This window comes from Myxococcus eversor (assembly GCF_010894455.1).
Classification (GTDB): Bacteria; Myxococcota; Myxococcia; order Myxococcales; family Myxococcaceae; genus Myxococcus; species Myxococcus eversor.
Window position 1 is genome coordinate 187524 of sequence record NZ_JAAIXY010000013.1, and the last position, 23315, is coordinate 210838.

At 68.6% G+C, this 23315-nt stretch carries 20 protein-coding genes and 1 pseudogene; 11 read left to right on the forward strand and 10 right to left on the reverse strand.

The features are described from left to right. Positions 1–109: 109 nt before the first annotated feature. From G4D83_RS25920 to G4D83_RS25925, 3 genes are all read left to right on the forward strand, one after another. Positions 110–1255, forward strand: coding sequence for a J domain-containing protein (locus tag G4D83_RS25920; RefSeq protein ID WP_240356586.1), 1146 nt, complete (start codon positions 110–112; stop codon positions 1253–1255). A 51-nt stretch (positions 1256–1306) separates the two neighbouring features. After that, the gene (locus G4D83_RS46945; RefSeq protein ID WP_275902393.1) at positions 1307–1441 is read left to right on the forward strand and encodes a hypothetical protein; all 135 of its coding nucleotides are present in this window, start codon (positions 1307–1309) and stop codon (positions 1439–1441) included. A gap of 169 nt (positions 1442–1610) precedes the next feature. Next, entirely contained in the window at positions 1611–1943 is a 333-nt protein-coding gene (locus G4D83_RS25925; protein WP_163867513.1) for a hypothetical protein, read from the forward strand. A 187-nt stretch (positions 1944–2130) separates the two neighbouring features. On the opposite strand, the gene G4D83_RS25930 is transcribed toward G4D83_RS25925, so the two are convergent. Beyond that, the gene (locus G4D83_RS25930) at positions 2131–4995 is read right to left on the reverse strand and encodes an FG-GAP-like repeat-containing protein (protein WP_163867514.1); all 2865 of its coding nucleotides are present in this window, start codon (positions 4993–4995) and stop codon (positions 2131–2133) included. A gap of 254 nt (positions 4996–5249) precedes the next feature. On the opposite strand from G4D83_RS25930, the gene G4D83_RS25935 reads away from it, so the two are divergent. Together G4D83_RS25935 and G4D83_RS25940 are read left to right on the forward strand one after the other, a co-directional pair. Then, the gene (locus tag G4D83_RS25935) at positions 5250–6371 is read left to right on the forward strand and encodes an NAD(P)-dependent alcohol dehydrogenase (RefSeq protein ID WP_163867515.1); all 1122 of its coding nucleotides are present in this window, start codon (positions 5250–5252) and stop codon (positions 6369–6371) included. Continuing rightward, a complete protein-coding gene (locus G4D83_RS25940) occupies positions 6368–6871 on the forward strand; it encodes a DUF4334 domain-containing protein (RefSeq protein WP_163867516.1) in 504 nt (167 codons plus the stop codon). Before G4D83_RS25935 ends, G4D83_RS25940 begins: the two co-directional genes overlap by 4 nt. A gap of 111 nt (positions 6872–6982) precedes the next feature. Here the strand turns inward: G4D83_RS25940 and G4D83_RS25945 are convergent, their stop codons facing one another. Further along, positions 6983–7510, reverse strand: a complete 528-nt coding sequence (locus G4D83_RS25945) for a DinB family protein (RefSeq protein ID WP_163867517.1) — start codon at positions 7508–7510, stop codon at positions 6983–6985. A 91-nt stretch (positions 7511–7601) separates the two neighbouring features. Here G4D83_RS25945 and G4D83_RS25950 point away from each other — a divergent pair, with 91 nt between their 5' ends. Continuing rightward, positions 7602–10049 (forward strand): helicase-related protein, encoded by a 2448-nt coding sequence (locus tag G4D83_RS25950; RefSeq protein WP_163867518.1) that lies wholly within the window; start codon positions 7602–7604, stop codon positions 10047–10049. A 63-nt stretch (positions 10050–10112) separates the two neighbouring features. Next, positions 10113–10664 carry an outer membrane beta-barrel protein gene (locus G4D83_RS25955; protein WP_163867519.1) on the forward strand — a complete coding sequence of 184 codons (552 nt, stop codon included), beginning with the start codon at positions 10113–10115 and terminating at the stop codon, positions 10662–10664. Between the two features lie 93 nt (positions 10665–10757). On the opposite strand, the gene G4D83_RS46400 is transcribed toward G4D83_RS25955, so the two are convergent. Both G4D83_RS46400 and G4D83_RS47275 read right to left on the reverse strand, forming a co-directional pair. Next, positions 10758–11123, reverse strand: coding sequence for a hypothetical protein (locus G4D83_RS46400; protein ID WP_240356601.1), 366 nt, complete (start codon positions 11121–11123; stop codon positions 10758–10760). Between the two features lie 116 nt (positions 11124–11239). Continuing rightward, positions 11240–11428 (reverse strand): annotated as a pseudogene (locus tag G4D83_RS47275) (LLM class F420-dependent oxidoreductase); the annotation flags it as partial. On the opposite strand from G4D83_RS47275, the gene G4D83_RS25965 reads away from it, so the two are divergent. Beyond that, a complete protein-coding gene (locus tag G4D83_RS25965; protein WP_205522714.1) occupies positions 11391–12326 on the forward strand; it encodes an alpha-amylase family glycosyl hydrolase in 936 nt (311 codons plus the stop codon). The pseudogene G4D83_RS47275 and the gene G4D83_RS25965 overlap by 38 nt on opposite strands. Positions 12327–12370: 44 nt before the next feature. Next, positions 12371–13054, forward strand: a complete 684-nt coding sequence (locus G4D83_RS25970; RefSeq protein WP_163867520.1) for a lysoplasmalogenase — start codon at positions 12371–12373, stop codon at positions 13052–13054. 80 nt (positions 13055–13134) lie between these two features. Here G4D83_RS25970 and G4D83_RS25975 read toward each other — a convergent pair whose 3' ends face one another. The 4 genes from G4D83_RS25975 to G4D83_RS25990 all read right to left on the reverse strand — a co-directional run bounded on the left by G4D83_RS25975 (position 13135) and on the right by G4D83_RS25990 (position 18157). After that, positions 13135–13560 carry a hypothetical protein gene (locus G4D83_RS25975; protein WP_163867521.1) on the reverse strand — a complete coding sequence of 142 codons (426 nt, stop codon included), beginning with the start codon at positions 13558–13560 and terminating at the stop codon, positions 13135–13137. A 373-nt stretch (positions 13561–13933) separates the two neighbouring features. Continuing rightward, positions 13934–15502 carry a leucyl aminopeptidase gene (locus tag G4D83_RS25980; RefSeq protein ID WP_240356588.1) on the reverse strand — a complete coding sequence of 523 codons (1569 nt, stop codon included), beginning with the start codon at positions 15500–15502 and terminating at the stop codon, positions 13934–13936. 136 nt (positions 15503–15638) lie between these two features. After that, a complete protein-coding gene (gene glsA, locus G4D83_RS25985; protein ID WP_163867522.1) occupies positions 15639–16625 on the reverse strand; it encodes a glutaminase A in 987 nt (328 codons plus the stop codon). Positions 16626–16762: 137 nt separating this feature from the next. After that, entirely contained in the window at positions 16763–18157 is a 1395-nt protein-coding gene (locus G4D83_RS25990) for a hypothetical protein (protein WP_163867523.1), read from the reverse strand. Between the two features lie 204 nt (positions 18158–18361). Between G4D83_RS25990 and G4D83_RS25995 the strand changes: the two genes are divergently transcribed. Both G4D83_RS25995 and G4D83_RS26000 read left to right on the forward strand, forming a co-directional pair. Beyond that, a complete protein-coding gene (locus G4D83_RS25995) occupies positions 18362–19246 on the forward strand; it encodes a hypothetical protein (protein WP_163867524.1) in 885 nt (294 codons plus the stop codon). A gap of 179 nt (positions 19247–19425) precedes the next feature. Beyond that, the gene (locus G4D83_RS26000) at positions 19426–20499 is read left to right on the forward strand and encodes a type IV pilus twitching motility protein PilT (RefSeq protein ID WP_338041945.1); all 1074 of its coding nucleotides are present in this window, start codon (positions 19426–19428) and stop codon (positions 20497–20499) included. Between the two features lie 62 nt (positions 20500–20561). Here G4D83_RS26000 and G4D83_RS26005 read toward each other — a convergent pair whose 3' ends face one another. Together G4D83_RS26005 and G4D83_RS26010 are read right to left on the reverse strand one after the other, a co-directional pair. Further along, complete coding sequence (locus tag G4D83_RS26005) at positions 20562–22178, reverse strand: NADP-dependent glyceraldehyde-3-phosphate dehydrogenase (RefSeq protein ID WP_163867525.1); 1617 nt, start codon at positions 22176–22178, stop codon at positions 20562–20564. Between the two features lie 51 nt (positions 22179–22229). Next, positions 22230–23309: an amidinotransferase gene (locus tag G4D83_RS26010; protein ID WP_163867526.1), complete on the reverse strand. Its 1080-nt coding sequence runs from the start codon at positions 23307–23309 to the stop codon at positions 22230–22232. Between the last annotated feature and the right edge of the window lie 6 nt (positions 23310–23315).

A 23315-nucleotide genomic window follows, 5' to 3' on the forward strand; every position in this document is an offset into this window, starting at 1 on the left:
AGTCGTGCCGGAGGGTTGCTTTCTGGACGGACCCGCTGGACTCGGGCATGCAGGAGGGCCGTCCACTCAGAGGTTCCAGTCAGGGGCCTCTCCCGGCGTAAGGAAGTGCATGCGAGCCTGTCCGTGCTGCATGGAGACGCTGACAGCCGGGTTGCTCGGCTTCGGCAGCCGGCGCCTGGCGGGACGCTGTGAGTCGTGTGGCGACGCTGTGTGTGAGACGTGTCTCAGCGTGCAGGTGCTGGAGGCGAGCGTCTTCCGGGCACGCATGGGCGGACCCGCACCGACAGGGGAGCAGGTGAAGGGGCGGGTGTGCCGCTCGTGCCTGTGGGAAGTCCTGGTGGACCAGGGTGAGACACCGCCGTTTCCCGCGCCGCGTGGACAGCGTGAGCGGGCGAGACGCGATGCTCGGGAGAAGTGCACCCACGGTGACGTGAAGCCGTGCATGGCGTTCTGTCCGGCGTGTGGTGACGAAGTCTCGTGGAAGAGCGAGCACGGCAATCCCGCCTGCGAGGCGTGCGGCGCGCCGTCCCACCGGGACTTCAACTGCTGCTGGGCCTGTGGCGAATCGTTCGAGGAGGAGAACCCGCCGAGGCCCGTCGCCCGCGGGTACAAGCTCGACTTCGACTGTGACGGTCCCGAGTGCGCGGGGAAGCTGGAGTGGCTCATGCCCTTCTGTCCCTGGTGCGGCGAGGAGAAGCACTGGGAGCACGAGGGGGAGCTGACGTGCGACGAGTGCGAGGTTCAGCTCGACCGGGGCTGGGCGTTCTGCGTGCGCTGCGGAGAAGAGGCGCCGCTGCCCGACGAATGTCCCCGGTGTGGGGTGGGGCTGGAGGAGGCCGCGTCGGCCGCGCGCTGTGAGCAGTGTCACCATCTGGTGTGTGGGGACTGCTGTGATGTCCGGGGCGTCGCGCAGGTGGGTGGCGAGGCCCAGGAGCGGCTGCTGTGCTCGAGCTGTGGCGAGGGCCGTGAGCCCGTGAGCGAAGAGCGCGCGCCTCCGGACGAAGCGGAGCGAGAGGTCCCTCCCGAAGAACCCGCCGCGCCGCGTGCCGAGACGCCTCCCACCGCGTGGGAGGTGCTCGGCGTTTCGCGCGGGGCGCCGCTGCCCGACGTGAAGCGGGCGTACCTGGCGCTGGTGGCGCAATACCATCCGGACAAGGTCGCCCAGCTCGGTCCGAAGCTCCAGGCCCTGGCCCAGGAGGAGACGCGTCGCATCATCGAGGCGTGGGAACAGGTGCGGAAGCAGTCGCGGCCCTGAAGTCAGTCCCGCGCATGTCTGGCTTTGGAGCCGTTCGGCTCAGCCTCCAGGGTGATTGATTGGCGCCTGAATCCATCCAGGTTCTACGCGGAGGCCTCCTCGCTGTGGCTCACGAATCCGGCCTTCCTCCAGACGAACTACCTGCCCATCCACGACTTCTTCCAGGACGGCGACGACACGCGGTGAGTCGCGCGCTCCTTCTGGCCCTGCTGGGCGTCGTGCGCTGCGCGGTCCTGGCGTGCCAGGGGCACCGCGCCACTCGGACACAGGACGAAGTCAGCGTGCCTCGCGGTTCGGTCCGGTGGCGACGTCATCGCTCGGTCAAGTCCGATCTCGGGAGGCGTGGATCAAGCTCATGACGGACTTCGAGCGAGAGCAGAGTGCCGCGAGCCTCGCGCTCTGTGGGCACTACTACCTGGACCTGAAGATGCCGGAGCGCGCGGAGGCATGCTTCTCCCGGTCCCGTGAGGTGAACCCCATCCATGCCACGGTAGAAAGACTGGACCATGAGGCCGAGTCCGCTCCGGCGCGCGCGTTCGAAAAGCTCCAGGCGGAGGTGCGAAAGGAGAGACACCCGGGCCTTCTTCGAGTCATGGCGGCCTACCATGCGCGGGCTGGACGGAGTCAGGAAGCGCTCCGTTGGCTCGACGAGTCCCTTCGAATGAATCCCAGCCAGGAGCGAGGATGATCCTGCTCAAGCAGGTTTGCGCGAGCTTGGGAGACAAGGAATGCCTGAAGCACTACCGCGACGGAAAGGCGCCGCGCTAGCGACCTCGCGAGAGCGGCAGGGGGCACATCCTTCCGCCGCGGGCTGACCGAGTGGACTCAGGCGCTCCGTGGCTCCACTTCGCCACGGGGCGCCCGGAACCTCGCTACTACTCGACCTGGACCTGGATGACCTGCTCGGCCGTGTTACCCGCCGCGTCCGTGGCGCGGATGAGCACCAGGTGCGAGCCGGGGCCGGAGAACGTCACGGGCGTGGTCGCCAGGTTCGTCCCCGCGCCGACGTCGGTGTCGCTGACCCAGTTGGCCGTCACGTGGACCGGGGTGAGGTCCGTCACCTCGGTGACGACGTCCACCGTCAGGGGCTGCGCCTCCTCGAGGTTCGGCGCGACGATGCGGAGCAGGGGCGCGGTGCGGTCCACCGTCACCTGCCGGCTCTCGGTGGCGATGCCGCCGTCCGTGGCGATGACCGTGAGCGTGAGGGTGTGGTGGCCTTCCGCCAGGCTCAGCCACTCGACGACGTGTCCGCCGCCAGCGTCCGGAGTGAGTCGCACGGGAGCGCCGCCATCGATGGAGAGCAGCACCACGCTGATGGGAGCGCCACCAGGGCTGGCGGTGGCCCAGCCGCACGCCTTCACCTGCGCGGCGGACGTGTAGCGCGGCACGTCGCACATGATGAGGCTGGGCGGCGTGCCCTCGGAGTCGACCACGTGGATGGCCGTGGTGCAGGAGGCGCTGTTGCCCGCCGCGTCGGTGGCCGTGTACGTCACCGCCGTCGTTCCACGGGGATAGGTGCCGGCGGCCGGGCCGCTGACCTGCGCTCCACACGCGTCGGAGGCATTGGCCGCCCCGGGCGTGACGAAGGCGCCGTCAGGCCCGGTGGCCTCGACGAGGCGCTCGGGCGGACAGACGATGACCGGCGGGGTGACGTCCACCACGGTGATGGTGGCCGTGCACGTGTCGCTGGCCTGTCCATCCGACACCGTCAGGGTGACGGAGTGCGTGCCGGGGCCGAAGGGCCCCGTGGGGGCCTGCGACACTGAGAGCGGGCCGGGCTGCTCGTCCGGGTCGTAGCTGCCGTTGTCCACGCTCGCGGGCGCGTTGCAGCTCGTCGGGCTGGCGTTGACGGCCACGTCGCGGCAGATGGCCACGGGCGGCTCGTTGGTCGAGCAGGCGAGGCTGACGGGCGCGCTGCCCGCGTTGTTGGTCTCGATGCACTCCGTCTCGCGACCGACACCGGTGCCGTCATCGTCCGCCTTGGCAAAGACGACCGTGGTGCCACCAGGCGCCGAGGCGAGCGCCAGGCTCACCACCGCGCTGCTCCCCGCGCTCAGCACCGTGGGGAGGATGCCTACGCCCAGCAGCGTGCCGCCGGAGGTGGGATTGCCCTGGAAGAAGGCCACGCGCAGGCCCGCCGAGGTTGCCGCGTCACCCTGGTTGTTGACGCGGGCGTGCAGGCTCAATGTGCCCGTGGTCCGGTCACACGACGAGGTGACCTCCGTCACCGTCACGTCGGCCGCGGCATAGGGGCTGGTGCTGCCGTTGCCCTGGCTGTTGGCGCGGAACGTGTTGAGTCCCGGCGTGCGCCAGTTCTCGACGGGGTGCGCGGGGATGGTGCCGTTGTCGTTGACGTTCGTGACGGAGTACGCGTGCTGGTTCCAGATGCGACGCGTGTTCACCCAACCATCCTTGCGGTCACGGAACACGCGGATGCCGGTAGGGCCGGCCCTGCTGTAGTTGTTCGACGCGACGACGATTTCCGCGTTGTCATCCGCGTCCACGTCGACGATGAGCGGGTTCTCGTACGTCGTCCCGGACGCGTGGGCCACATCGAAGCGCACCGCACCCGTGGCACCGTCGTAGATGCGCAGGCGGACCTCGTCGCCGTAGACGACCTCGGCACGGCCGTCGCCCTCGAAGTCGAAGGTGGACGAGCCCGTCACGTTCGAGCTCTGGTCCTGCGTGGGGCTGGACCACTTCACGGCGCCATTGGTCTCGAAGACGGCATACCGGCTGGCACCTGCCACGCCTACTTCCGGCGAACCATCCGCGTCGAAGTCCGCGATGTTGGGCGCGCCACCGCTGCCGCCACCGGGAATCGTCTGGCTCCAGAGCAGGGTGCAGTTGTCATCCATCAGTGAGACGACGCCCCCGCTGACCACGACGACTTCTCCGTTCGAGTCCGCGTCGAAGTTGGCCACGCCCGACAGGCCGTTGCCGATGCTCGTGTTCCGGCACTTGAGCGTGCCGTCATGGCGGTAGATGGACCGGCCGTTGACCACTTCCTGCAGCCCGTCACCGTCGATGTCCGCGGCGAAGGAGATGGGGCCCTGGGGGCCACCAATGGTGTCCGTGCCCGCCCACTTCAACGCCCCGGTGTTGCTCAAGACGTATTGGCCGTTGAGGATCTCCACCGTGCCGTCGCCGTCCAGGTCCGCGAAGGAGGGGCCGCCCCAGCTGTTCTGGGAGACCGTCGTCCGGAACTTCAAGGCGCCCGTGTTCTCGAAACAGAGCAGGCCCGTGCCGCTCTCCGGGACGGCACACAGCTCCACCAGCCCGTCACCGTCGATGTCCGCGCCCGCGATGCTCGCCGCGCCGCGCACGCGCAGGGCCGGGTCCGTTACCGTCCACAGTTCGCTGCCATCCGCGCCGCTGATCGCTCGCAGCACGCCATTGGTGGTGTAGTTGCTGCCCGCGAACGTGCTGAAGACGACGTCCGGGACGCCGTCGCCGTTCACCTCCACGACGATGGGCGCCATCATGACCTGGACGTGAGTTGGCAGGACGGTGCTCGAGTTCCACGCCCACTCCAGCTCCGGCTCGAAGTTCGGGTCGAAGGGCGGCTGGACCTGGCACTCGCCGTTCGCCGCCGAGGCAACCTTGCCCAGGGAGTCTGCTTCCGGGGAGACGGGGAGCGACGTCTCTCCACAGGCTGTCAGTGACAGCAGTCCCGCGACCGACAGCTTGATGCCTGCTCTCCACGTCCACTTCCCTCGGGATGTTCTTGTCAATTGCATGTCCCCTGTCCTTGGGTTTGGGCTTACAGCGATTGCGGTCTATAGGGGACTGTCGGAAAATGCTGCAAGTGAGTCGGAGTTGAACTCGGAGGTGGAGACTCCGACGAATGCCTGCCATTGGGTCAGGTTGATGAATGTCACGATGACGCGTCGAAAATCGTGGCTGGCTGGAATGCGAGCCCTGTTGGTGGCGAGTGGTGTGGATGTCCAGTTTGGTAGCGCCTTCGTTGGCAATCTGCCAATAATGGGCCCCCATGGGTCTTCCGGTGCGTGCGGCGCTGGTTCAAGCGGTGGGTGGTCCCTTCCTGCTCGACGAGGTCGAGCTGGACGGCCCTGGTGTGGGAGAGCTGCGGGTTCGCGTGACAGCCAGTGGCATCTGTCACACGGACCTCACCTACCGGGCGGGTGCGGGGCGGTTCCCATTCCCGGCGGTGCTGGGCCACGAGGGCGCGGGGGTGGTGGAGGCGGTGGGGGAGGGCGTGACGGGCTTCGAGCCTGGGGACGCGGTGGTGCTCAGCTACTACTCCTGCCGAGCCTGTGGCACGTGTGAGCGGGGGCATCCCGCCTACTGTGAGCGCGGGTATGCGGGGAACTTCTCCGGCGCGCGGCCGGATGGCTCCTTCCCCATGCGGTGGCGCGGTGCGCCCATCCGCTCGGGGTTCTTCCACCAGTCCTCATTCGCCACCCACGTGCTGGCGCACCAACACAACGCGGTGAAGGTGGACCGGAAGGCGCCGCTCGAGCTGCTCGCGCCGCTGGGCTGTGGATTCCAGACGGGCGCTGGGGCGGTGCTGGAGGCGTTCAAGCTCCAAGCAGGACAGCAGCTCGCCGTCTTCGGCGTGGGCGCTGTGGGGCTCGCGGCGGTCATGGCGGCGCGGGTCGCAGGCGCGGCGAGCATCCTCGCGGTGGACCTGGACGCGGGCCGGCTGGAGCTGGCGCGCGAGCTGGGCGCCACCGACACGTACCTGGCGGCGGAGCCCGAGCTGACGAAGACGATGCTCAAGCGCACCCGGGGCGGGGTGGACTTCGCGCTGGAGTGTGTCGGCATTCCTCAGGTGCTGCGCCAGGCGTTCGAGGTGACGCGTCCCTTGGGCACGTGTGGCCTGTTGGGCCTTCCCAGCCCCGAGGCGTCGGAAGTGACGCTCTCGATGACCCGGCTGCTCTACGGCAAGCGGCTGGTGGGCATCATCGAAGGGGACGCGGACCCGAAGACCTTCATCCCCCGGATGGTGGCATTGCACGCGGAGGGGCGGTTCCCGCTGGAGAAGCTGAGCCGCTCCTACGACTTCGAGGCCATCAACGACGCGGTTCACGACATGGAAGCGCGCACGGTCATCAAGCCCGTGCTGCGCATGCACGGAGGAAGCACGCGATGACCTTCGATGAAGCGGTGAGCGCGGGGCGACTGGAAGCGCAAGCGGCGCTCGCGTTGTTCGACAGCCTGCCCACGGTGGAGCTGGAGTTCATGCGTGGCACCTGGAAGGGCAGTGAGCTCCTCACGGGGCACCCGATGGATGGGATGCTCGGCGCGACGGGCTGGTACGGCAAGCGGTTCATCGACGACGAGAGCGTGCACCCGCTGCTGTTCTACACGGAGGACGGTGCGTCGGTGTTTCCTGTCGACCCGAGGAAGTGGCCGTCGCCGGCGATTCGCGGCCTCGTGGGGCGGCACCGGGCGGACGTGGAGACCGGGAAGTTCAAGGCGCGCCTGCGCCTGACGGTGTACCGGGGCCAGGTCAGCGCGACGATGATCTACGACGACTGGCCCACCCATGACGTGTTCAGGAAGGTGGACGCGAACACGGTGCTGGGACTGATGGACGCCCGGGGGATGGCCGCGCCGTACTTCTTCGTGCTGCGGCGGGACGACAAATAGGGCGCCCCGGATTTTCGCTCGCCCCGGCCCCCGCCGAGCGGAGGGCCGGGACGCGAGAGCGTCTGTCATCAGGTGGGCTGGCTCAATGGCAGCCAGAGACAAGGTCAGTCGCTAGGGATTCCTGGAGGCCGCGAGGACGAAGCGCGCGTAGCCCAGCTCCGCCACGTTCTTCATCAATTCGAGCGAGGCCCAGCCGACGATGTCGCCGAAGGGTTTGCCCTGAAGCGGCCAGAGGGTTCGCTCCGTGGCGCGCAGGTCCTCGTCGCCGAGCCGTTCAATGTGTCCCCGCCATTCGCCGTGCAGCCGCGCAATCCAGGCGCGGACCTCGTCGGCGGTGCCGGGCCAGTACACGGCCTCCCGCGTCAGCGTCGCATCACCGAACGAGTGGTTGAGCACCATGGACCACCAGAAGCCCAGGTGCCACGTCAGCCACGCCACGCTCGCGGGCCCCAGGTCATAGCCCTTGTGCTCGGGCCACTCCGCGCGCCACCGTCCGTCCGCGCCTTGCTGAACGTGGAGGCCCACCCGGCCCGGGCGGCGCAGGCATTCCTCCGTGGTCAATCCCTCGAGATGGTACTGGGCGAGCGCCCACGCGATATCGAGCTGCCCGAGGAGTGTGTCCCTGACGGGATGGGTCATGGGCCGCAAGCCAGGAGGCTTCCTCGGGTGACGTCCATGGCGCTTGCGCGGCCTGCGGCGCAGGGCTCCGCCTGAGGTTAGACTGCCCCCAATGAACACCAGCCCGCCCAGCCGCTCGGCCGCCATCGTCGTGGCGGAGCTGGGGCCCACGAACACGGGGAAGACCCACCGGGCCATCGAGCGGATGCTCGAACACGACTCGGGGATGATGGGGTTGCCGCTGCGCCTGCTCGCCCGTGAGGTCTACGACCGGGTGACCGCCCGGGTGGGCGAGGGGCGGGTGGCCTTGATGACGGGCGAGGAGAAGCGGCTGCCTCCGCGCCCCGACTACTGGATTTGCACCGTCGAGGCGATGCCGCTGGACCGCAAGGTCGACTTCCTCGCCGTGGATGAAATCCAGCTCGCCGCCCACCGTGAGCGGGGACATGTCTTCACCGACCGGCTGCTTCATGCGCGCGGACGCAAGGAGACCTGGTTCCTCGGCGCGGACACGATGCGGCCGATGCTCCAGTCGCTCATCCCCCACGCGTCGGTGAAGCGCGCCACCCGCCTGTCGCAGCTCCGCTATGCCGGGCGCCGCTCCCTGAAGAGCCTGCCGCCGCGCTCGGCCGTCGTCGCCTTCTCCGCGGACCGCGTGTATGAGCTGGCCGAATCGCTCCGCCGGCTGCGCGGCGGCGTGGCCGTGGTGCTGGGCGCGCTCTCGCCCCGGACCCGCAATGCCCAGGTGGCGATGTATCAATCTGGCGAAGTGCAATACCTGGTGGCCACGGATGCCATTGGCATGGGGTTGAACCTGGACCTCAACCACGTGGCCTTCGCCGCGCTGTCCAAGTACGACGGCGCCGAGCAGCGAGACCTCTTCTCGGATGAGCTGGCCCAAATCGCCGGCCGCGCGGGTCGTCACCTGAACGACGGCAGCTTCGGCACGCTGAACACGCTGTCGGAGCTGTCTCCCCGGGTGGTCACCGCCATCGAGTCCCATCAGTTCCCCGCGGTGCGCAGCCTCATCTGGCGCAACGCCGAGCTGGACTTCGAAAGCCCCGAGGCCCTGCTCGACTCGCTGTGCCGGGCGCCCCGCCACAATGCCTTCATCCGGGTGGAGCGCGCGGATGACTTCGACGCGCTCAAGGACCTCTCCCAGATTCCCGCCGTCCGAGATTTGGTGACGGACCGGGCGGCCGTCGAGCTGCTGTGGCAGGTCTGCCAGATTCCCGACTTCCGCAAGGGCCTGTTCGGGCAGCACGTCGGCCTGCTGCGGGAGACGTTCCTCCAGCTCTCCGCCGGAGACGGGACGTTGGACCCGACGTGGCTCGGCAAGCAGGTGTCGCCGCTCGACGACGTGTCGGGAGACCTCCACACGTTGATGGACCGGCTGGCCGCCATCCGCATCTGGACGTACATCAGTCAGCGCTCGTCCTGGCTGCATGACGCCGAGCAGTGGCAGGAGCGCACGCGCCACATCGAGGACGCGCTGGGGGACGCGCTGCATGAGCGCCTCGTCGAGCGCTTCGTGCAGCGGGCCGCGCGCAGGAGCGCCCGTCGCTTCGTGCGGGCCACGACGACGCCCGGGGCGAGCGGCTCCGACAGTCCCTTCGCCAAGCTGGGGCTGCTGTTGGGCGAGGTGTCGGGCGCGGACGGTGGGGCGATGACGGAGGAGCAGTTCGTCCAGCGCGTCGTCGACGCCACGCACGAGACGTTCGAGGTGGATGCGCTGGGCGGCATCTCCTTCGAGGGGCAGCCCCTGGCGCGACTGGTGCGTGGCACGGACCGTCGCTCGCCGCAGCTCGCGCTGGCGGAGCCGGAGGTCTGGACGGGCGGCGCGCGACGGCGGCTCGAACGACGGCTGCAGGCGTTGGCGCGAGATCTGGTCACCGAGGCGATGGGAGGCTTTCCCGCCGAGTCGCTCACCGGCGCCGGGCGCTCTCCCGTGACGCGGGGCCTCTCCTACCGCCTGGCGGAGGGGGTGGGGGTGATTACCCGGGCGGAGGCCTGGGAGCAGTGGGGCCTGATGGATGAGGAGTCGAAAGAGCGCCTGAGGTCGCTGGGCGTCCGCGAGGGCCGCCGCTACTTCTACGTGGTCGACGCGCTCGCCCCACCAGCGATGGAGCGACGCAGCATGCTGACGGCGCTGTTCCTCCAGAAGCCCCTGCCCAAGGGCGTGCCGCGAGACGTCACGCTGGAGGCCGCCGCATTCGGACCACGGGAGGCGCGAGCCTTCGGGTACGAGGTACTGGGCTCCGTGGCGCTGCGAATCGATGTCGTCGAGCGGCTCTGCGAAGCACTGCGTCATCCGCAGGGCGGGCCCCGGGCGCAGGCGCTCTTCCAGGAGCTGCGGCTGGACGCAGGCGCGCGTGCCGCGGTCCTTCGGGAGCTGGGGAGCGCAGCGGGCCCAGGCGCCGCGCAGAAGCGACGTCGTCGGCGACGGCGAGGCAACAAGCCTCCCGCCCACGGACAGCCCGCGCATGCGGGTTCGCATCCCTCGCCCCGCGGCAGTGGCCCCGGAGCGCGAGGAGCCCAGGGCGGACCCAAGCCGGAGTGAGGGTGGCCTGGAACTTGTACAGGGCCTTCCACGGTTGGGCCGGGTCTCGTGGAAGGATTCGAAATGAAGGCGTTATTCGCAGGGGGGCTGCTGGTGGCCGGGAGTGCATGGGCGCAGGAGGCACCGCGTCCCCCGGACATGGAGCTGGGTGTGAGCGTGGGCGCGGCGTTCAGTGGCAAGGACGTGGAGGGGGAGTCGCATCGCGGCGTGGGCGCGCGGCTGCACCTGCTCAAGCACCTGGGCCGCTACTTCTCCGTGGGGCCGGAGGCCGCCATCTACGCGAAGGCGGGCTCCGAGATGGATGTGACGTTCGACGGCGGGCAGCACTCCTACAACCTGGTGAACAAGCCCCTGTTCCAGGTCGGTGGGCTGGCGCGATTGGGCATCGACCTCGGCGGCTTCCGGCCCGCGGCCCTGTTCGGCGTGAGCTACAACCATGGCTCCGTCGTCAACCTGGGCTACTCCGTGGGCGCCGAGCTGGAAGTGCGCCCCGTGGAGTGGCTGCCGCTGTCCGCCGACGTGCGGGTCCACCGGAACCTCTACAACTACACTCGCGAAACGGACGAGCAGCAGCAGTACGTCACGCTGGGCGTCGGCTGGCGCATGCGCTGGTAGCGCCTCGCTGATGCCCACGGCTCCCGAGGGCCTCGGGAGCGGTGAAAATCGTGGGAGGCCTGACACTCCTGTCGCGAATCTCAGACAGGGGTGTCAGCGCGAAGGAGGCCCGGCCTCGTGGGTGGCGGCGGTTCGACGAAGTGCTGGGAGGACCTTCGCGGCGAAGGCGTCGATGAACGGCTCCTGCCAGCGATTGACGTTGTGCAGGTACAGGTGGCTGAACCCCAGCTCCACGTCCTGGGCCAGCCAGTCCACGTGTCGCTGGAGGCTCGAGGACACGCGCACGTGGCCCTCCATGTCCTTGAGCTGAACCGTGCGCGCCAGCTCCTCGAACTGGGAGGGGCGGCGCAGGTCCGTGAGCACGGAGCTGGCGAAGATGTTCGGCGCCCACTGCTCCATCGCGCCCTGGAGCGCGGCCCGCTCGTCCTCGGCCCAGGAGAGCTGCACCTTGAGGAACATCGGCTTGCCTTCACCGCCGCCGCGGCAAAAGGCCTCCACCCTCTTCCGCAGCTCGTCCGGAGAGGCTTGCTCACGGTGATGAGGCCATCCGCCCAGCTCCCCACCCACTCCGCCGTGTGCGGAGTGATGGCCGCGCCCACCAGCAGGGTAGGCCAGGCCGGCCGTGAGTAGAGCTTCGCCTCCTCGACGCGGACGAGCCCCCGGTGTGTCACCGTCTCCCCCCGGAAGAGGGCGCGCATCACCTCCACGCACTCCCACAGCCGCGCGTTGCGCAGGTCCTTGGCCGGCCAGGGCTCTCCTGTCACGCCTTCGTTGACCAACTGTCCGCTGCGCAGCGCCGCCCAGGCGCTGCAGATGGTCTTCAACTTCGCCGCCAACCAGAACTTCTTCCTCTCGCTGGTGACGGAGGACGCGACGCCGCTGTCGGAGGCACTGCGTTCCTCGCCTTGGCTGCCCCACCTGGCGCAGTGGGCGAACTTCCTGCGCAACCACGACGAGCTGGACCTGGGACGGCTGCCCGCGGCGGCGCGAAAGCGCGTGTTCGCGGAGCTGGGCCCGGAGCCGAAGATGCAGCTCTATGGCTGGGGGCTGCGCAGGCGGCTGGCTCCCATGCTCGCGGGGGACCGACGCCGGCTGGAGTTGTCCTTCAGCCTGATGCTCTCGCTGCCCGACACGCCGGTGCTCTGGTACGGGGACGAGCTGGGCATGGGGGAGGACCTGTCCCTGCATGAGCGGCAGAGCGTGCGCACGCCCATGCAGTGGTCAGACGAGCCTCACGGAGGTTTCACGCGGGCGGCCGAGCCCTTCCGGCCGGTGGTGTCCAAGGCGCCCTTCGGCTTTCCCCAGGTGAATGTCGAGCACCAGCGCAGGGACCCCACCTCACTGCTCAACTGGATGGAGCGCATGGTGCGCATGCGCAAGGAGTGCCCGGAGCTGGGCTGGGGCGAGTGGAAGCTCCTGCGCGTGAAGCAGCCGAACGTCCTCGCGCTGCGCTACGACTGGAAGGACGAGACGCTGGTGGTGCTGCACAACCTGTCCGGCAAGGCCTGTGAGGTGGGCTTCTCTCCCGGCGGACCTCCGGCGAGGCTGGTGCATCTGCTGTCGGAGGCGCACTCCATGCCGGGCAAGGCGGGGCGACACCGGGTGACGCTGGAGGGTTATGGCTATCGGTGGTTCCGCCTGGAGCCCCTCGCCACGGGGTGAGCGCGCATACCGGCCTGGGACGGCGCCGCGCTAAGGTGCCGCCCATGCTGACGGGTGTTGGGACGAGGATTCTCGCGGGAGTCGGAGTCGCGGGCGCGGTGGGCTTCCTCCTCGTGCTGGACACGGGGCGCCCCGAGCTCCGGCTCGTCACCAAGGCGCTGCCCATGCTCTGCCTGCTGCTGTGGCAGTGGCCGCCTCGGGAGCGGTATGCCCGGTGGGTGTTCGCGGGGCTGGCGTTGTCGCTCTTGGGCGACGTGCTGCTGGAAGGAGGGCCGGGGATGTTCCTTCCCGGGCTGGGCGCCTTCCTGCTGGCCCATGTGAGCTACATCGCCGCGTATCTCACCGTGACGCGCGGGCTCCAGGCGGTGAGGGCGCTTCCCTTCCTGCTGCTGGCCATGAGCGCCAGCGTGCTCCTGTGGCCGAGCCTGGGCGCCATGGCGCTTCCGGTGACGGCCTACGTCGTCGTCATCTGCACGATGTCCTGGCGTGCGACGGCGTTGCTGGGAGCCTCTGGCCTGTCCCACTTCGAGCAGCGGGCCGCGTTCGCCGGTGCGCTGTTGTTCGCCGCGAGTGACGGGCTGCTCGCCATCAAGCTCTTCGTGCGCCCCCTGCCGGGCGCCAGCTACGCCATCATGCTGTTGTACTGGGCCGCGCAGCTCAGCATCGCCCTCTCCGCGCGGGGGCCGCGCACCGAGTCCGTGAGCGCGGCGCACCCCCTGGCTTCGTGAAAGTGGGCGTGCTCCGGTTCGATGGACAGGTTGACTGCGCCGCTGCTCTTTCGAACTCGGCCCGGGCCCCGGGCGAAGGCTCAGTACGGCTTCTTCCGGGTGTAGTTCTCGCCCAGGCGACAGATGCTCTCGAACATCCCGTGAGTCTTGCGCTGGGTGAGGATGACGATGGCCAGCTCCTGCTCCGTCAAGGGCCGTCCCTCGGCCTTGGCCGTCGCTTCGAGGGTGTCCAGGAGCCCGTAGAGCGCGAAGACCGCGTTGTCGCCGGTGAAGATCTCCCGGCGCACGGCCTCGGTCTGCTGGATGAACTCGTCCTCGCTCACATACTCGGAGTCGTCTGCGAACATACACTTGTGCATGTAGTCCAGCCCGGGGATGAACAGGCCCGTGACCCAGTCCAGCTTGAGGACCTCGAGGCCCCCGTTCTCGAGCGGCACCCACTTCACGGTGCGGCTGCCGACGATGTAGTACCGCGTCGAGTCGTACCGCCTCTCCGAGTCCGTCATGTCACCCCTCGTCGGGTTCCAGCCTCTCATGTCGGGGCGGCGGGGAGGCCGTCCCCGCCCACCGCGCCTCGAGATGCTCGCGCAGAGGATGCAGGCGCTCTGGCTGGAGCCGTCCTCGCTGGCGAGCTGCTGCTCCGCGGCGCGGCCACCCCGGGCTCCTTGGTGAACCCGATGTTGAACTCATTGAGCACGGGCACCGGTTTGCCGTCAAGAATGGCGGGCTCGTCGCTCCACGTCGTCAGCGTGCGGAGGACGCCGTCCTCCAGGCCCGACAGTCCCTGGAGCGACTTGCGGTGGGTGACGTTGCCCCCGGCAAGGACTCAGGCAAGTCACCGGGAGTGGGCGCCTCATCCGGAGGCGCCCGCTGGCAAGGTCAGTGGCGGGTTTCCTTGGGCGCGCTGAACGCGAGCAGGAAATCGATGAGCAGCCGCGTGCCGTAGCCCGTCGCGCCCTTGGAGCGCCAGCCCTTGTCGCTCTCGACTCGCGACGTCCCCGCCATGTCGATGTGCGCCCAGGGGATGCCGTTGACGAACTCCTCCAGGAACAGGCCCGCGGTGATTTGACCCGCGTTCACCCCGCCGATGTTCTTGAGGTCCGCGACCTCCGAATCGAGCTCCGAGCGCAGGCGCTTGTCGAGCGGGAACTGCCACACCGTCTCGTCGGACTTCTCGGCCGCCGCGCGCACCTGGTCGACGACGCCCTGGTGGTTGCCCATGACTCCGGCGTTGTCGTTGCCCAGCGCGCGCTCACAGGCTCCGGTGAGCGTGGCGATGTCGAGGATGGCGTCGGGGGGCGGCTGCTCCTCTGTCGCCAGGACGAGGCCGTCCATCATCACCAGCCGGCCCTCGGCGTCGGTGTTCAGGACTTCAATCGTCTTCCCGCCCCGGGCCGTCAGCACGTCGCCCAGCCGCATCGCCTTGCCGCCCGGCATGTTGTCCGTGCACATGAGGTACCCGGTGACGGCGGACCTGGCGCCGAGCGAGGACAGGGTCGACATGGCGGCCAGGATGGCTCCCGCGCCGGACATGTCTGTCTTCATCGCGGCGTGGACCAAGTCATTCGGCTTCAGCCCGAGGCCTCCCGAGTCATACATGATGCCCTTGCCAATCAGCGAGACGCGGCCGACGGGCTCCAGGGCCTTCCCGCGTGCGTCCTTCGGCTGGTAGGAGAGCTTGATGAGGCGTGGAGGCTCCGCGCTCCCGGCATTCACGCCGAGCATTCCGCCGCAGCCCATCTTGGCGAGCGCCTTCTCGTCGTAGACCTCGATGTCCAGCCCCGACGACGCCGCCACCACGCGAGCAATCTCCTCGACGCGGCGGGCGGTGAGGAGCGTGGCGGGCGCGTTGGCCAGATCCCGAGCCAGCTCAGCCGCCCGCGCCGTGATTCGGCCGCGCTCCACGCCGCGCTTCACCTCTTCGATGGGCAGCGACGACGACAGGAGGGTGAGGCCCTCGAGCGCCGGCTCCTGCTGGGACGTGCGCTTGAGCGGGCGATAGCGGTAGCGCGCCAGGAGGATGCCCTCGACGACCGCCTGCGCGGCGACGTCCGGCGCGATGCCGCCGAGCTCCGGCAGGGTGAAGCCGAGGTGGACGTAGTGGCCCGCCGCCCGTGCGAAGGCCGCGGCGGCGTTCCGGAGGGACGCCAGGTCGCTGTCCGCCTTCTCCCCGATGCCGACGACGACGAACGCGGGACCCTCCGAGCGCGGAATGACGAGGGACTGGCCGACCTTGCCCTCGAAGCCAGCCGCCTTGAGCTGGGCCCGGCTGAGCCCCAGCTCACGAGGGACTTCACCCTCGACTCCGACGGGGATGCCCAGGACTCCCGCCTCCTTGGGCGGAGTCCGTGAGACCTGAAGCTTCGTCGCCTCGAGCTCCTCCACGGAGGGAGCGGGATGGAAGTCAGACACGGCTTCCGCATGAAACGTGGGAAACGTCATCGTCATCGCTGTGTCCTCGGGCGCTGTGCCAGCGGAGCGCCGACTGTCGAACTCGCGAGAATGTAGTCACGGGCGTTCGGACCCCAACACCGCATGCCCAGGCCGAGCCCTTCAGCGACTGGCCGCCAGGGAGCGTCCTGGCTCAGGTGTCGGGGCTGGAGCTGAACAGGCTCAAGCCGAGCCGCCGCGACAAGAACCGTGCGACGAGCTGACCCTTGATGCTGTTGCCCGCGGAGTCGAGCCGAGGAGCGAAGGTGCCCAATGCGCCCTTGCCCGGCGCGACGGCGACGATGCCGCCAGCGATGCCACTCTTGCCGGGCATGCCCACGTCGTAGAGCCAGTCTCCCGATGTCTCATACATCCCCGCCGTGGCCATCACCGCGAGCGCGTGGTGGCAGACCTCCTCGTCCACCACCCGAAGCCGTGTCACGGGATTGACGCCGCCGTCCGCCAGGGTGGCTCCCATCACCGCCAGGTCCCTGGCCGTCACCGCCAGCGAGCACTGACGGGTGTAGAGCTCCGTCGTCAGGGGCGGCGGTGTCTCCAGCCGGCCAAGGCCGTGCAACAGCCAGGCGAGCCCCTGGTTGCGGTGATGCGTCTTGGTCGCGGAGTCATACACCTCCTCGTCGAGCACCAGCCGCCTGCCAGCGAAGCTCGACAATCCCTCCTGGATGAATCGCCACCGGGCCTCGGGACTGTCGCCCGGAACGAGGCTCGTCGTGGCGAGTGCTCCCGAGTTCACCATGGGGTTGGTGCGTCCGTCCGGGCTCTGGTCGATGGCCATGGCCGAATTGAACGGCAGGCCGGTGGCGTTGACGCCCAGCTTGCGCCGCGCCGTCTCCGGGCCCAACGCCTGACAGACGAGCGCGAAGACGAAGGGCTTGGAGACGCTCATGAGCGTGAAGGGGTGGTCCACGTCTCCCGCGCCGTAGCTGCTTCCGTTGATGCCCGCCACGCACACGCCGAAGAGTTGGGGTTCCACCCTCGCCAGCGCGGGGTAGACCTCCGAGCACTGGCCTTCCGTGTTGTCTCGAAAGCGTCGGTGCGCCTCGGCGACCAGGCCCCGGACCTGCTCGGGAGAGGGGAGGTGCCCGGTGGAGATATAGGCCGCCTCGTCTGCCGTGCCCATGCGTGGCGGCCCTCCGGTCCGGAGTGGGGAGGCGAGGCGTTGCCTGCCTCATCGCTTCGAGCGGCCCGCATCGCGGCCAGGGCCCTTGATGGGAGGGTTCGGTCGCGATGCGGTGGTGTCAATGCCGCGGGCTTGGGCTACTGCGCCTCCAGCATCAGGAAGCTGAAGTCCGCCGTCCCGCTGCCGCTCGCCTTGGGGGCGCCGGAGTGGCAGCCGATGCAGGATGCGCTCGACTGGATGAAGGTCTCCATCGTCGTGTTGGCGAGCACCGGCGGTGTCCCCTTGGGCGCGCCACCCGTGGCCCACTGGGTGCTGATGAGCTGGTAGTTCGCCCAGACGGAGCCCTTGAGCAGTCCCCGGTAGTACGCATTCAGGGTCGGGTCGGCCTGGATGGGCGTGGCGCGAGTCACCTGCACCGGCGCATTGAGCGGCCCGCCATCCGGGGCCAGCTCCGTGTAGGGCTGGCTCGCCGTCTGCGTGTTGGGCTGGCAGTTCGGGCAGTGCGCGTTGAAGAAGGAGGACGTCGTGTTGTCCACCTGCTCGAAGGTGGACCAGAACCACGTCGACTGGGTGTCTGTCTTGTGGATGATGTGCATGCCCACCAGCCCCACGGTGACGGGGTTGGCCCCGGGGCTCGGGGCGCCGGAGTCGTTGTTGAAGACCCACGCCTTGCGCGTGTAGAAGCGCTTGCCGGAGACCTCCTGCGCGGACAACACCTTCCACGCCGCCTTGACCTCCATGGCGCCCACCGGACCGCACGGCTGACCATTGCAGGGCCCCGGGTTCTGGGTGGGGCCGGTGGGGAAGGAGATGGTGGCCTTCGTCTGCCCCGCCGCGTTCCAGAGGTTGTTGGTGATGAGGTAGTTGTACTCGTCCTCGTTGAGGCGCTTCTCGTAGCGCACGAACCGGCCATTCTGGTCCGTCAGCGGCCCGCCAATGGCCTGCTCGATGTCTGGAAATCGCTCGGTGATGGCGGCCGAGGCCTTGGAGTCACTCACCAGGAACTTGTCCACGTTCGCGTCGAGGGCCGCGAGGCGGTTGGGTTCGGTCAACTGCGTCAGCCGCCGCAGCTTCGCCTCCATGGCCGAGGGCGTGCTGAACGTGCACCAGGCGCCGGGCTTGCTGCCTGGCTTCACGAAGATGTCGGAGTCCTCCGGGTAGGTCTCCCAGACGGTGGGCCCCTGGCCACTGAGGATGCTGACCTGCGTATTCGGCGCGCACGTCGTCGTCGTCGCCGGCCAGTTGAGCGCGATGAACGTGTTCCAGGAGTAGACGTCCACGTCGGACTGGAACTCGCCTTCGCGGGGGCAGGCATCCACTGGCACCACGGACAGCGCGGGGGTGATGGAGGTGGCGCACGTCGAGCCCGCGCAGGGAGAGCTCGGGTTGCAACCTTGCGGAAGCGCCTGGGCCTCCGGGCTGTCCGTCGAGCCCACCGGAGCGGGAGACGTGGTGGCACAGGCGACGATGACGGCTCCGGCGAGGACACCGCCCACCGTCAAACGACGCAGGAGAGTGTGAGAGACGCTCATGGACGACCCAGGGGTTGGAGGGGACGACGGGGCTGCCTCCCGTGCAAGGCCAGGGCCCCTGGTCGCGAGTGGTGGCAACCACCTGAAAAGAGAATGACATCGCGCCGGGTCCGCCTTTCCATGCTTGTGGCGCGGACGCAGGCGCTTGTGTTCACTACGCAGCGGGGCTTTCGCGCGGCCGGGTGGGCCCTTGATGATGCGGGCATGTCCCGCCGCCATGTCCTCTCCACCGCGCTGCTGCTCTCGCTGTCCACGTTCCTGATGGGCGCCGCGCCCGCGCCGGTGACGCTCCGGTGGAAGGTTCCGCCGGAGTCGATGGGCTACGAGTACACGACGGCGAACGCGGACCCGAAGGGAAGCACGATGCGCGTGGACCTCTCCAGCCTCAAGCTGAAGGGCGTCCCCGCGAGCAAGCGCCGCCAGATTTTCGAGCTCCGCCAGCCGACGCAGTCCGCCATGGTGTTGGTGCTCACGCCGAAGCCCTCGGGCGATGTGGCCGCCAAGGTGGTGGTGACGCGGATGGACATGCCCAAGGTGAAGGGCGCATCCAAGCAGGAGCAGGCGATGGCGAAGGCGATGAAGGCCATGGAGGGCACGGTGCAGCTTCGCGCGAGCCTGACGCCTTCGGGGCTGGTGACGAGCGACCTCAAGCGAGAGCAGCGCAACCTGGTGGCCTTCATGGTGGAGCTGCCGTCGAAGCCTGTTTCAGTCGGGGACGTGTGGACCCACAGCGCGGACCTGTTGAAGATGGGCGCCAGTTGGCAGGGCGAGCACGAGGTCCTCAACCGCGTGGAGCTGGTGGCGCTGGAGCACGAGGCCGCGGGCCGCACGGTGGCCGTCATCGACTTCACCCTCGCGGAGCGCCACGACGGCAAGTTCGCGCACCCCGAGCCGGACAAGTCGATACCCGGGATGATGGAGTTCTCCTACGTGGCGCGCGGCGAGTTCCTCGTCGAAGAAGGACGCTGGCGGCGCCTCGCGGGGCAGATGTCCACGGTCTCCAAGGGCGTGATGACGACGAACTCCGTGCAGCACTTCGTCCTGACTCCCCTGGCGCCCATTCCGCCCGCCGTCCTCGCCGTCGAGTGACGCGTACCGCGTGCCAGGATTTCTGCCGTGCAGCTTGTCGAGATGCTTGTGAGGCGCCGTGTCCCTGGGCGGGGTTCTCACCACCCGGGGGCGGCGCGAGGGTCATTACCCACTCCGTGGGCAGGTGAGAGGCGTTGGCCTAGAATCCGGGGCTCTCCTCGCTGAAGGTAGGCCCGCTCCTGGATCTGGCAACACTCAACAAGCTGCTCACGGTCGGCGTGCAGAATGGCGCATCGGACATCCACTTCCGCCCGGGTGACCCGCCCATCTACCGGGTGAACGGCGCGTTGCGGCCCTTGAAGATGGACAAGCTCCTCGCGGACCACACCAAGCAGGTGGCGTTCCACGTCGTCTCGGACCCCTCCATCAAGAAGCAGCTGGACACGATTCAGGAGTGCGATGCGTCCTACAGCCTGCCGGGCGTCGCGCGCTTCCGCGTCAACATCTACCGTCAGCGGGGCTCGCTGGCGTGCATCCTGCGCATCATCCCGGATGAAATCCCTACCATCGACGGACTGGGTCTGCCGAAGGTGCTCAAGACGATTGCGAGCAACGAGCGCGGGCTGGTGCTGGTGACGGGCGCCACCGGCTCCGGGAAGAGCTCCACGCTGGCGTCGATGATTGACCACATCAACCGCTCGGAGAACCTGCACATCCTCACCATCGAGGACCCCATCGAGTTCATCTACAAGAACATCAAGTCATCCATCTCCCAGCGAGAGATTGGCTCGGACACGAACAACTTCGCGGTGGCGCTCCGAGGGGCGCTGCGCCAGGACCCGGACGTCATCCTGGTGGGCGAGATGCGCGACACGGAGACCATCGACATCGCGCTCAAGGCGGCGGAGACGGGCCACCTGGTGCTCTCCACGGTGCACACGACGGATGCCTCGCGCACCATCAACCGCCTGGTGTCGGTGTTCCCCGCAGAGGAACAGACGATGGTGCGCATGCGCCTGGCGGACTGTCTGAAGGCCACGGTGTCCCAGCGGCTGCTACCCCGGGCCAGCGGCAAGGGCCGCACGGTGGCGCTGGAAATCATGGTGCAGACCAAGACGGTGGAGCAGTACATCCGGGATGACCGCGCCAGCGAGCTGAAGGACGTCATCGAGAAGGGCCGCGACATGTTCGGCATGCAGTCCTTCGACCAGCACCTGACGCAGCTCTACCGCGAGGGGCTCATCACCCTGGAGACCGCCCAGAGCGCCGCCTCCAATCCCGCCGACTTCCAGCGGGCGCTCGAGTTCGACTGAGCGTGTCCATGGCGCATGCGGGGGGCCGCACGCGCCGGTGTGTCTCATCGAGGCGCGTCTCGTCAGAAGAGGAAGTCGGTGGTGAGGAAGTCCGACTCCCGTCGGGTCAGGATGGATTGGACGAGCGTGGTGTTGGCGGGCGTCGTCTTCGTGGCGACGAGCGTGCGGATGGAGAACACGCGCAGCGCATCCGCGACGGACAGCGTGCCCTCGGCGGAGTCCTTCCGCCCGTTGAAGGGGAAGGTGTCGGGGCCGCGCTGGCACTGGCAGTTGAGGTTGATGCGGCCGACCTGGTTGGAGAACGCGTCGATGAAGCGGCCGATGCGCGCCGAGTCCTGGCCGAAGAGGCTGAGCTGCTGGCCGAACTGGGAGTTCACCACCAGCCGCACCACCTCCTCGTCCTCGTCGAACACCATCACCGGGACGACGGGGCCGAACTGCTCCTCGCTCGCCAGCCGCATGTCCTGCGTCACCGGGTACACCACCGTGGGCGCGTAGAACGAGTGCGCCGACTGGCCCCCCGTCGCGTTCACCACGCGCGCGCCCTTGGACACCGCGTCATTCACGAGGCCCTGGAGGTAGTCCGCCTTGCCCGGCTCCGGCAGGGGCGTGACGGAGACGCCCGGCTCCCACGGCATGCCGGGCTTGAGCTGGTCCACCGCGGCGGTGAACTTCTTCAGGAAGGCGTCGACGATGCTCCGGTGCACCACCAGCAGCTTGAGCGCCGTGCACCGCTGGCCGTTGAAGGACAGCGTGCCGGTGATGCACTCCTTCACCGCCTCATCCAGGTTCGCGTCCGGGAGGATGATGGCCGGGTTCTTCGCGTCCAGGCCCAGCACGGACTTCAGGCGGTGGGGCCGGGGGTGCATCTTCTTCAGCTCGCTCGCTCCCTTGTTGGTGCCGATGAAGGCGAAGAGGTCCACCTGGCCGCTCTCCATCAGCGCGCCCACCGTCTCGCGGCCCTTGCCGTAGATGATGTTGATGACGCCGGGCGGGAAGCAGTCGCGGAACGACTCCAAGAGGGGCCGGATGAGCAGCACGCCGAACTTCGCCGGCTTGAAGACCACCGTGTTGCCCATCAGCAGCGCGGGGAAGAGCGTGCTGAACGTCTCGTTGAGCGGGTAGTTGTAGGGCCCCATGCACAGCGCCACGCCCATGGGGGCCCGGCGAATCTGCGCCATGATGCCCTGCTCCTGCACGAAGCGGGACGAGGTCCGGTCCAGCTCCTTCAGCGAGCGGATGGTCTCCACGATGAGGTCGATGGTGCGGTCGAACTCCTTCTCGGAGTCCGGTTGCGTCTTGCCAATCTCCCACATCAGGAGGTTCACCACCGCCGTGCGCTGCGCGCGCATCGCCACCACGAAGCGCTCGACAGCCTCGATTCGCTCGGCGACCTTCATGGTGGGCCAGACGCCCCGGCCCAAGTCGTACGCCTTCACGGCCGCCGCGAGCGCGTCCAGCGACTCGCGGGAAGTCAGAAGCGGCGTGGCGCCAATCACCTTCTGCTTCAGGCCCTCGGCCGTCTTCACGAAGACGGGGCTGCGCACGGGGCTGAGGTCTCCCGCCCAGGTCCTCAGCTCACCGCCGACGAGGTACTCGCGCTGCTCGAGATAGGCGGGGAGACGCACGCCGGAGGGAATCTGCTCGTCGGTCGGGAAGAGGTCAGCGAGTGCCGTCATGGGGGCCCTTTTTAACGGACCCCTCGCGGACTGGCACGCCTTCCGGTGTCCCTAGAAGTAGGACTGGAGGCCCCCCCGACGCCGGACGTCCAGCGTGGCGCAGTGGAACGAGCCGCCGAAGGAGTTGAAGTTCCGGAAGTCGCAGAGCAGTGGTTTGAAGCCCCACTTCTTGAAGGCGGCGATCATCGGCTCGTCCTGGCGCTCCACCACGACGCGCTCCTCGTCGAGCATGAGGATGTTCATGTTGAGCCACTTGCTCGTCATGTAGAGCGTGTGCTCGGCGGGGATGCTGGGCGTGGGCGCGCGGAAGACGTCCCAGCCCTTGAACAGCTCCGGCACCTTCGTCACGCGCTCCGGGTTGATGAGCAGCTTGCCGGGGGCGAGCGGCACCAGCGTGGCGTCGATGTGCATGGGATGCGGGTCATCGAACTCGAAGACGTGGATGCGGTACTCCGGGCCCAGGTGGCGGCGCAGCCACTCGATGCCGAAGTCGTTGGTGACGTTGCTGCGCTGGGCGAAGATGTCTCGGCCACACCGCATGAAGTCCGCGGCGTCGAAGGTGGGCTCGAACTCGGTGATGACCGAGCGGAACGGGCCGCCGTCGTGGGCCTCCGTCCAGTCATAGTCATACAGCTCGTCGCGCAGCTCCGGCTTGGGCCCCGCGCTCCAGCGGGCGCCGCCCCGGAAGTACTCCTTGAGCAGCGGCCGGTACGAGGTCGTCTCGTGGTAGCGCGAGCGCCACGCCATGGGGCACTCGATGAGGTCATCGCCCACCACCAGCAACACGTCCCGGGGCATGGCCGCGTACAGGCCGGTGCTCGTCCAGCCCGGCGCGCCGAAGGGCTTGAGCTGGTCCACCGCCACCGGCCGGCGCACCTTCACGCCCTCGGCCTCCAGGAGCTGCACCAGCCCGTCCAGCTCCCGCTTCGCGGCGGCGATGCGCTCGGCGGGGAAGGGCTGGCCGGCGTGCTTGCGGAAGAAGTCGTGCTGGTCCTCGGGCAGCGTCGCCTTCAGGGCGATGTGGGAGGGCGGGACGGTGGCGCCGTCCACGATGCCGACAATCACTTCTTCCAGGGGGTCCCACTCGTTGAACGAGCTGACGGGGCAGACGGAGGTGTCGGGAGTGTTCATGGCGCG